Origin of the sequence: Pseudomonas sp. KCJK9111 (assembly GCF_046231935.1) — a bacterium.
Lineage (GTDB): Bacteria > Pseudomonadota > Gammaproteobacteria > Pseudomonadales > Pseudomonadaceae > Aquipseudomonas > Aquipseudomonas parafulva_B.
In genome coordinates, this window is the sequence record NZ_JBJJMO010000037.1 from 35,874 (window position 1) to 44,206 (window position 8,333).

At 62.9% G+C, this 8,333-nt stretch carries 7 protein-coding genes and 1 pseudogene; 5 read left to right on the forward strand and 3 right to left on the reverse strand.

Annotated features, from left to right (window positions below; translation table 11 throughout):
- Positions 1-37: 37 nt before the first annotated feature.
- Complete coding sequence (locus ACK59L_RS13785; RefSeq protein WP_409274205.1) at positions 38-1,405, reverse strand: ATP-binding protein; 1,368 nt, start codon at positions 1,403-1,405, stop codon at positions 38-40.
- A gap of 1 nt (position 1,406) precedes the next feature.
- Complete coding sequence (locus ACK59L_RS13790) at positions 1,407-2,129, reverse strand: response regulator (RefSeq protein WP_058638936.1); 723 nt, start codon at positions 2,127-2,129, stop codon at positions 1,407-1,409.
- Positions 2,130-2,269: 140 nt separating this feature from the next.
- On the opposite strand from ACK59L_RS13790, the gene ACK59L_RS13795 reads away from it, so the two are divergent.
- Entirely contained in the window at positions 2,270-4,570 is a 2,301-nt protein-coding gene (locus ACK59L_RS13795) for a TonB-dependent siderophore receptor (RefSeq protein ID WP_409274208.1), read from the forward strand.
- Positions 4,571-4,640: 70 nt separating this feature from the next.
- On the opposite strand, the gene ACK59L_RS13800 is transcribed toward ACK59L_RS13795, so the two are convergent.
- Positions 4,641-4,847: a DUF3079 domain-containing protein gene (locus ACK59L_RS13800; protein ID WP_058638934.1), complete on the reverse strand. Its 207-nt coding sequence runs from the start codon at positions 4,845-4,847 to the stop codon at positions 4,641-4,643.
- 337 nt (positions 4,848-5,184) lie between these two features.
- Between ACK59L_RS13800 and ACK59L_RS13805 the strand changes: the two genes are divergently transcribed.
- From ACK59L_RS13805 to ACK59L_RS13820, 4 genes and pseudogenes are all read left to right on the forward strand, one after another.
- Positions 5,185-5,997 (forward strand): alpha/beta fold hydrolase, encoded by an 813-nt coding sequence (locus tag ACK59L_RS13805; protein WP_409274210.1) that lies wholly within the window; start codon positions 5,185-5,187, stop codon positions 5,995-5,997.
- Entirely contained in the window at positions 5,990-7,147 is a 1,158-nt protein-coding gene (locus tag ACK59L_RS13810; protein ID WP_409274212.1) for an ATP-binding protein, read from the forward strand. The genes ACK59L_RS13805 and ACK59L_RS13810 overlap by 8 nt, the downstream gene beginning before the upstream one ends.
- Positions 7,148-7,731: 584 nt before the next feature.
- Positions 7,732-7,971: a type II toxin-antitoxin system RelB/DinJ family antitoxin gene (locus ACK59L_RS13815; protein ID WP_028688166.1), complete on the forward strand. Its 240-nt coding sequence runs from the start codon at positions 7,732-7,734 to the stop codon at positions 7,969-7,971.
- Positions 7,961-8,228: pseudogene (locus ACK59L_RS13820) on the forward strand (type II toxin-antitoxin system RelE family toxin); the annotation flags it as partial. The gene ACK59L_RS13815 and the pseudogene ACK59L_RS13820, both read left to right, overlap by 11 nt.
- Between the last annotated feature and the right edge of the window lie 105 nt (positions 8,229-8,333).

Below are 8,333 nucleotides of genomic sequence, written 5' to 3' on the forward strand. Positions count from 1 at the left end.
CGTGCGCCGGTGGCCTGAGCCCACGGGCTGCCCACGTCTAGACAGGCAGCTCGATGGTCACGCGCAACCCGCCCCCCTCACGGTTGCGCATCCGCAACGCCCCCCCATGACTGGTCATGATCCGCTCGACGATACTCAGCCCGAGCCCATACCCACCCGATGCCTGGTTACGCGAACTCTCGCCACGTACGAACGGTTCGGTAACGGTCGCCAGCAGGTGCGGCGCAATGCCTGGGCCTCGATCCTCGACGTGAACCAGCACCCGTGGCCCTACGCGCTCCATCGACACACTCACCTGACTGGCATAGCGCAGTGCATTGACCAGCAGGTTTTGCAGACAACGCTGCACCATCAGGGCATCGACGCTCACCACCCCGCCATGACCGTGCACAGGGATGGGTTCGTCGGCAGTGGCCAGCTCCGCACACTGGCGTGCAACCAGGCGATCAATGTCGACCGGCTGCAGGTTCTGCTGCTCACCCGCACGCAGGTAGTCCAGCACCTGACCGATCATGTCGTCCATCTGGGCGATGTTCTGCCGTAAACGCTGCCGGTGTTCGTCATCGGGCATGCGCTCCAGGCGCAGGCGCATGCGCGTCAGCGGGGTGCGCAGGTCATGGGAGACGGCGGCGAGAAAGTAAGCCTTGTCGTTGACCATGGCGATCAGGCGCTGCTGCATGGCGTTGAAGGCTTGCGCGGCCTGACGAACCTCGTCGGGGCCGTCGAGCGCCAGCGGCGGTTGTTTCAGGTTGCTGCCAAGCGCCAGCGCTGCATCCGCCAGGCGGCGCACCGGACGCAGGCACAGGCGCACGGCAATCAGGCACACCACCAGCACGGCAACAATGCGCAGCGCGTACACCCGCAACAGGTAATCGCTGATCAGCAGCCAGGCGGACTCGCCGCTCCAGCCTTGCAGTTCCTGCCCGTCGATGGTCAACCAATGCCCGTCTGCCAACGGCACCGCAAACTGAAGATGGGCCTGGGCCGTGCGCAGGCCGAACAGGCTGCGCCAGACGATCGGCTGGCCCAGTTCGTCGGTCAACTGCACCTTCATCAAATGCACCTGCGGCTCACGGCCAAGCTCGTATTTCAGTGCCTGGTGAAGCAGCAACTCGACCCGTTTGCGCCCGCGGCGTTCGTCCTGCTGCGGTGAGGGCAGCTGCTCGGCGCAGCGCAACTGGTAATGGGGCGGTACCTTGAGCACGCCGGCATGACAGCTGGCCTGCTGGATGAGCGGTGCGCTGCGCGCCGCAATCAAGCGCACGGGAGCTTCGAAGACCTGGGCGAAGCGCACATCGAACCAGATGCTGCTGGACATCAACTGGATGGCCAACGTGCCGCCCACCATGATCAGCATCAGCTGCCCGAACAGCGTGCGCGGCCACAGTCGGCGAGCCCAGCGCATGTCAGGCCGTGGCCTGGCTCTGAGCAATGCTCAGCAGATAACCTTCATTGCGGATGGTGAGGATCTGCGCCACATCGCCGGGCGCATGGCGCAAGTGCTGGCGTAGGCGGCTGACGCACATGTCGACCGAGCGGTCGTCGGGCAGGTGGTCGCGGCTGAAGGCACTGCGCGTCAACTGGTCGCGAGACACCACACGGTTGTTGGCTTCGAGCAATTCGCGCAGCACCCGGTAGTCGGAGCGCGGCAAGGTCAAGGTCTGCCCATCGGGGCGCGTCAGCAGGCGCTTGATGTGTTCCAGGCGAAAGCCTGCAAAGACATGAGCTTCGACCTGGGTCGGCTCCTGTACGGCAGCCTCCAACCGATGGGGCCTGCGCAGCACGGCCTTGATCCGGGCAATGAGTTCCCGGGGTTCGAAAGGCTTGGCCAGGTAGTCGTCGGCCCCCACTTCCAGGCCGATGATGCGGTCCAGTGCACTGCCCTTGGCCGACAGCATGATCACCGCCAGCCCCGGCAGAGCCTGCAACTGACGGCACAGGCTCAGGCCATCTTCACCGGGCAGCATCAGGTCCAGCACCACAAGGTCCACCTTTTGCCGCGCCAGGTGCTCGTGCATCTGCTTGCCGTCGGCAGCCGCCAGTACGGCATAGCCTGCATCGGTCAGGTAATCGCACAGCAGCTCGCGAATCTCGTCGTCGTCATCAACAACCAGCAGGGTTGTGCTCATCTGAAAAAACACCTGTGAGACGGGCGTCATTAGCGCCCATTACGTTGCATTACATCCCCGTACATGTCGGGTGTAGAGCCCGGAGGACTGATCCCTAGAATCCTAACAAAAAATCATCTGCAAATACGAAGCCTTCCCAAATGAATCCCTCAAGCATCGCCAACACCTTCACCGCGTTCACCTGTGGTGGCACCCGCCTCAAGCCCATCGCCCTCTTCGTCGGCCTTGCCATCAGCGGTGGCGTCGTGGCCGCCGACAGCGCACCCTTGGTGCTCGATGCCACGCAAATCGAAGACAGCGCCCTGCTGCCCCAGGACGATGCCGGCCAGCTGGGCTACACCGTCGAACGCACGCGCAGCTCCACCGGCCTGGCGCTGACCCCACGGCAAACGCCACAGTCGGTCACCACCATCACCCGCCAGCAGATGGATGACCGCGCCATCCACAGCATCGAGCAGGCGCTGGAAACCACCCCAGGGGTGACCGCCAGCAAATCCGAAGTGGGCGGACGCACCGATTACCGGGCCCGTGGCTACTCCATCACCAACTGGAAAATCGATGGCCTCCAGGCACCCGGCGCGTCGGACTTCAGCGGTAGCGGCAACGCCCTGAACATGGACCTCTACGAGCGCATCAACATCGTGCGTGGTGCCAACGGCTTGCTCGGCGGAACCGGCGACCCGTCCGCTACCATCGACCTGATTCGCAAGGCGCCCACCCGCACCTTCGGCGGCAGCGCGTACGCCACCTACGGCAGCTGGGACAAACGCCGCCTGGGCGCCGACCTGAACCTGCCGCTGTCCGAAGACGGCCGCCTGCGCTCGCGTTTCGTGGTGACCCAGCAGGACGCCAACTCGTTCCGTGACTACCAGTCCGACCGTTCACGCGCGGCCCTGGCCAACTTCGAGTTCGACCTGGACGATGCCACCACCCTGGGCGCCGGCTACCAGTACGAATACAACAAGGTGGTGGGCGGCGGTTGGGGCGCGAACATCCCCATCTGGTACCGCGACGGCAGCAAGACCGACCTGCCACGCAGCTCCAACCTGGTACCGAGCTGGAGCTTTGGCGAGTACACCACCCGCACCGCCTTCGGCTCGCTGGTGCACCGCTTCGACAACGACTGGTCGCTGGACCTGAAGGCGTCCCAGAGCACGACCGATGCCCTCAACCACCGAGGCCTGGGCAAGGTCAACTCCGCAGGGCGCGGCCGCGGGTTCGGGGGTTACTGGGATCAGGACGGCAGCGGCGCTGTGCTCAACGGCCTGCACAGCTCGAGCGACACCACCCAGCAGTCGGCGCAGATCGACCTGTCCGGCCCATTCCAGCTGTTTGGCCGTACTCACCAGGCCATGGTCGGCTACAACGACAGCCGCAGCGTGCAGTGGTCCCCGGAGTACCGCTGCAGCATGGTCGGCGGCGGCAAGGTTGCCGACTCAGGGGTGGGCTGCCTGTTCCGCGCTAATAACGGCCTGCCCATCAGCGACTGGCGCAATGGCGTGAACGGGGACTACGCCATGCTGGCGTCTCAGACCGGCAAGCACAGCAAGACCACCACCCGCCTGCAAGGCATGTACGCCGCGACCCGCCTGAGCATCACCGACCCGCTGTCGGTGATCCTGGGCGTGCGCACCACCGACTACTCGGCCATCACCCGCAGCGTGGATGCCGAGCGTACCAGCCAGGAAGAAAACGGCGTCGTGACCCCCTACCTGGGCGCGGTCTACGACCTCAACGACACCTACTCGCTGTACGCCAGCTACACCGACATCTTCAACCCGCAAACCCAGGAAACCAGCGCTGGCAGCCGGGTCGAGCCGATTCGTGGGCAAAGCTACGAGACGGGCATCAAGGGCGCCTGGTTCGATGGTCGCCTGAACGCCTCTGCGGCGTACTTCCGCACCAAGCAGGAAAACAAGGCGGTGCTGGACGGCGGCCTGTCGACCCCGACCGGTGGCGATGCCTACAAAGCAGGCTCAGGCCAGGAAACCGACGGCATCGACCTGGAAATCGCCGGCGCCCTGACCCCGGACTGGAACGTGTACGCCGGCTACACCTACCTGCACTTCCGCCGCGTTGACAGCGACGGGCGAAGCGACCCTTCGCACCTGTTCAAAGCCTCCACCACCTACCACCTCAGCGGCCCACTCGACCGCCTGACCGTAGGCGCCGGCGTTACCGCGCAATCCAACATTCGCGCCATATCCAGCCCGGCGGGCCAGCCTGTCAACGGCGTGAGCAGCGGTGCCACCGACGTGAACTGGTCCGGCTACGCCATCTGGAACGCCATGGCCAAGTACCAAGTGACCGATGACACCAGCGTGACCCTCAATGCCAACAACCTGTTCGACAAGCACTACTACACCCGCTACGGGTTCTATGCAGGTGCCGTATACGGTGACCCGCGCAGCTTGTCGCTGACCGTCAACACCACCTTCTGATCTAAGTCGCAAGGACGAACACCTCACCCGCGCCGAGCGGGTGAGGTGTTTCATGCAGGGGTGGAGGCACTCAGAAGGTGGGGGGCTTCGCGTTATCCACAGCGGGCGGCTCGAACCGGTCATCGAAACTGTCCCAGTCCTCGCCGAACAGCTCCACCGGGTGCATGGTCCGGTCGGCACCATTGCCGCACGCCAGCGCCTTGGCCGGGCAATACAGATCGCAGCCCCAGCAAATGCGCTCGGGGTGGCTGGGGTGCTTCGGGAATTTCTTGGCCATGAGGGGGCTCCGGCAAGCAGTACATGGCCTGAGCCTAACGCTCCCATCTCTGTTCGGGTTGACCGAAGTCAAGCACCAGCCAGGGGCATCCGGATCATCACCAGACCCTTTGGTCTCAGAAAACAGGCAGAAACTTCTACGTCGCTTGCCTATATAGCGTAAGGTGGGCGTCCCGATCCGTGAACTGTTTCTGCACAAAACCCCACTAAGCACTTAGCGGGGCGCTGGCGCGTTGCTCAACGGCACCTACCCGAAGGGCTTCTCTCAACTATTCTCAGCAAGGACTTGAACGGATCGTGACAGCTCAGCATGACGTTGAACGGTATTCGGGAGAGGTATGACCCTGCAAAGACGTAACAACGTCCAGGTAGCCGGCGCGGGCGACGTGACCCTCGTTCTGTCCCATGGCTTCGGCTGCGACCAATCCATGTGGCGGCTGCTGCTGCCGCACTTTCTCGAACGTTTTCGGGTTGTCACCTACGATTTGGTCGGGGCAGGGCGCTCGGACCTCAGTGCCTACAAGCACGACAAGTACTCCACGCTGTGGGGCTACGCCAGCGACCTCAACGAAATCATCGACGAATACGCCCAAGGCCCGGTCATCGTGGTCGCCCATTCGGTCAGTGCCATGATCACTGCCTTGGCCGAGCGCCAGCGGCCAGGCCACCTGATGGGGCTGGTCATGGTGGGCGGCTCGCCCTGTTATGTGGACGACGAGGCCTACACCGGCGGTTTCACCGCCGATGAAGTGCACGACCTGCTGACCACCCTCGACGAAAACTACCTGGGCTGGTCCAGCTCCATGGCCCCCGTGCTGATGGGCACCCCCGGTCAGCCGGCCCTGGAGCAGGAACTGGCCAGCAGTTTCAGCCGCACCGACGCCCAGATCGCCCGGCATTTCGCCCGCGTGATCTTCCTGTCCGACCACCGCAAGGACGTAACGGGCCTGCAACTGCCTACCCTGATCGTGCAAAGCACGGGCGACCCCGTCGTGCCCGTGGCAGTGGGCAAATACCTCAACACCGTCATGCCGAGCAGCCAGCTGAGCATCATCGAGAACATGGGCCATTACCCCCAGCTGAGCGCGTCAGGCGCTTGTGCTGCCGCGATGGACCAGTTCTTCACCCACCTTGGCCTCGACCATGGATAACAAGGAGTTGTTGTCTACCCAGGCCTTCTTCGAGCACGCGCCCTGTGCCCTGGTGGTGATGGCGCCCGACGGCACCCTGGTGCGCTGCAACCAGACCCTGGCGGACTGGCTGGGATACGACAGCGCCACCCTGCACGCGATGAGTTTCGATCAGCTGCTGCCCGCCGACGGCCGCGTGTTCCTGCTGACCCACTGGGGCCCACTGCTGAACATGCAAGGGTCCATCTCCGAAGTGAAGATAGCCCTGCGGCACCGCGACGGCCGCAAGCTGCCCATGCTGCTCAGCGGCGTACGCCGCGAAAGCGATGACGGCATTCGCTACCACCTGGCGCTGTTCAGCGCCCTCGAAAGCACCAGCAGCGGCAAGGCCGCCCTGGAAGCCATGCAGCGCGCCGAAGAAATGCTGGCGCAGAAGATAGAAGCCGAAAGCGCCCTGCAACGCGCCCAGGCCGAACTCGCCGCCGCCTACCAGGAAGTCCAGCGCCGCGCCGTCTTCTCCGAACAGATGGTCGCCATCGCCAGCCACGACCTGAAGAACCCCCTGACCGCCATCCAGATGGCCGCGTCCATGCTCAAGCGCGATCTACCCAACGACCGTGCGCGGCGGTTACTGACCGGCATCGACAACTCGACCGAGCGCGCGCTGCGCATGATCGTCGACCTGCTCGATTTCGCCTCGGTCAGGCTCGGCCCCGGCATGACTATCCGCCGCGAGCCGGTGGACCTGGTGCGGGCTGTGGATTATTCGGTAAGCGAGCTGAAGGTCGCCTTCCCCGATGCCCAGATTCGGCATTACGCCCGCGGCCGGTGCGTGGTACAGGTCGACCCGGATCGGTTGCAGCAGTTGATTGGCAACCTGGTGGCCAATGGCGTGGCCTACGGCGACCTTCGCTACCCCATCACCCTGACCACAAACTTCTCGGATGACGGGGCGGTGGTGAGTGTGCATAACCATGGTGCTGCGATCGATGACGCGCTACTGCCCACGTTGTTCGAGCCGATGACCCGAGGCAGCGATTGCCAGGACACGGTGCGGTCGGTGGGGCTGGGGTTGTTTATCGTGAAGAAGATTGCCGAGGCGCATGGGGGGAGTGTGAGCATGTGCTCGGATGAGGTGTTGGGGACACGGTTTGAGGTTTGGTTGGGGTGAGGGGGCTTGGGCAGGTGCGTTCAATTCGCCGAAAATCCTAACCCGTATCTTGCGTAAGCGCCGTCCCATACGAGCAACCACCCAACACCGCATCCGGAACCGAGCGAATCCCAGGGTGGGAGCGGCCTCGCGCCGCGATGGGCTGCGCAGCAGCCCCAACAGCCCGAAAGTGAAACAAAGATTCTTCAGGTTGTCTCGCAGGCCCTAACCCGTATCTTGCGTAAGCGCCGTCCCATACGAGAAACCACCCAACACCGCATCCGGAACCGAGCGAATCGCAGGGTGGGAGCGGCCTCGCGCCGCGATGGGCTGCACAGCAGCCCCAACAGCCTGAAAGCTACACAAGAACCTTCAGGTTGCCCCGCAAGCCCATAACCCTACCGTCAGAGCAAGTAATTCCCGTTGCCGAATCTGAGCCAATTTATGGGTGCATCCCATACCCAGCTATAAAATTCCGGCTGTTGAAGAAAGTACCCAGCCTGTGACGACATTGTCGTACCTAAGCCCGTGTTCCCAGACCACTTGCCCCGCGCCAACAAGACCGTCACTGTAACGACCACTGTCATTACAGCGAGCAACCCATCATGGCCTCCATCAACGTCCGCATCGACGACGATCTCAAAACCCGAGCCTATCGTGAGCTTGAGCGCTTGGGCGTGACGCCCTCGGAGCTCATGCGTCAGGCATTGCAGTACGTGGCCGAGCGTGGACAGCTACCGTTCAGGCCTGTGCTCATGACGGATGAGGATGAAACGCTGCTGGCGACCGTTCGCGAGCGTCTTGCTGACCCTCAGCGGGTGAAGGTTTCTCTGGATGACCTATAGCCTTGAGTTTGATGCGAGAGCGCTGAAGTAATGGCAGAAGTTTTGGATATGATCCGGCAACAACTCGAGAAAAACTCGTCTCGGTTTTGCTAAATCCCAGAGTCGAAGTGAACCGGCTACACAGCTTGCCGGATTACTACGAGATCAAGCTGCGTAGTAGCGGCTACCGATTGGTCTATCAGGTGATCGATCAGGAGGTTGTTGTATTTGTGGTAGCTATCGATAAGCGCCAACGAGAACAGGCTTTTCACAAGGCGGGTTTTTTGGAGCTTCCAAGGCATTCGGTAGAAAGCGATGGAGCTGGATATGGTCCGGCACCAGGAGTACGAACTAACCCGTACTCTATTGATTTTTTTGTATGT

Excerpts from the sequence above, each read along its gene's own strand:
- ACK59L_RS13810 (WP_409274212.1), top strand. The coding sequence starts at position 5,990 with ATGGATAACAAGGAGTTGTTGTCTACCCAGGCCTTCTTCGAGCACGCG.
- ACK59L_RS13785 (WP_409274205.1), bottom strand. The coding sequence starts at position 1,405 with ATGCGCTGGGCTCGCCGACTGTGGCCGCGCACGCTGTTCGGGCAGCTG.
- ACK59L_RS13800 (WP_058638934.1), bottom strand. The coding sequence starts at position 4,847 with ATGGCCAAGAAATTCCCGAAGCACCCCAGCCACCCCGAGCGCATTTGC.
- ACK59L_RS13795 (WP_409274208.1), top strand. The coding sequence starts at position 2,270 with ATGAATCCCTCAAGCATCGCCAACACCTTCACCGCGTTCACCTGTGGT.
- ACK59L_RS13815 (WP_028688166.1), top strand. The coding sequence starts at position 7,732 with ATGGCCTCCATCAACGTCCGCATCGACGACGATCTCAAAACCCGAGCC.
- ACK59L_RS13790 (WP_058638936.1), bottom strand. The coding sequence starts at position 2,129 with ATGAGCACAACCCTGCTGGTTGTTGATGACGACGACGAGATTCGCGAG.
- ACK59L_RS13805 (WP_409274210.1), top strand. The coding sequence starts at position 5,185 with ATGACCCTGCAAAGACGTAACAACGTCCAGGTAGCCGGCGCGGGCGAC.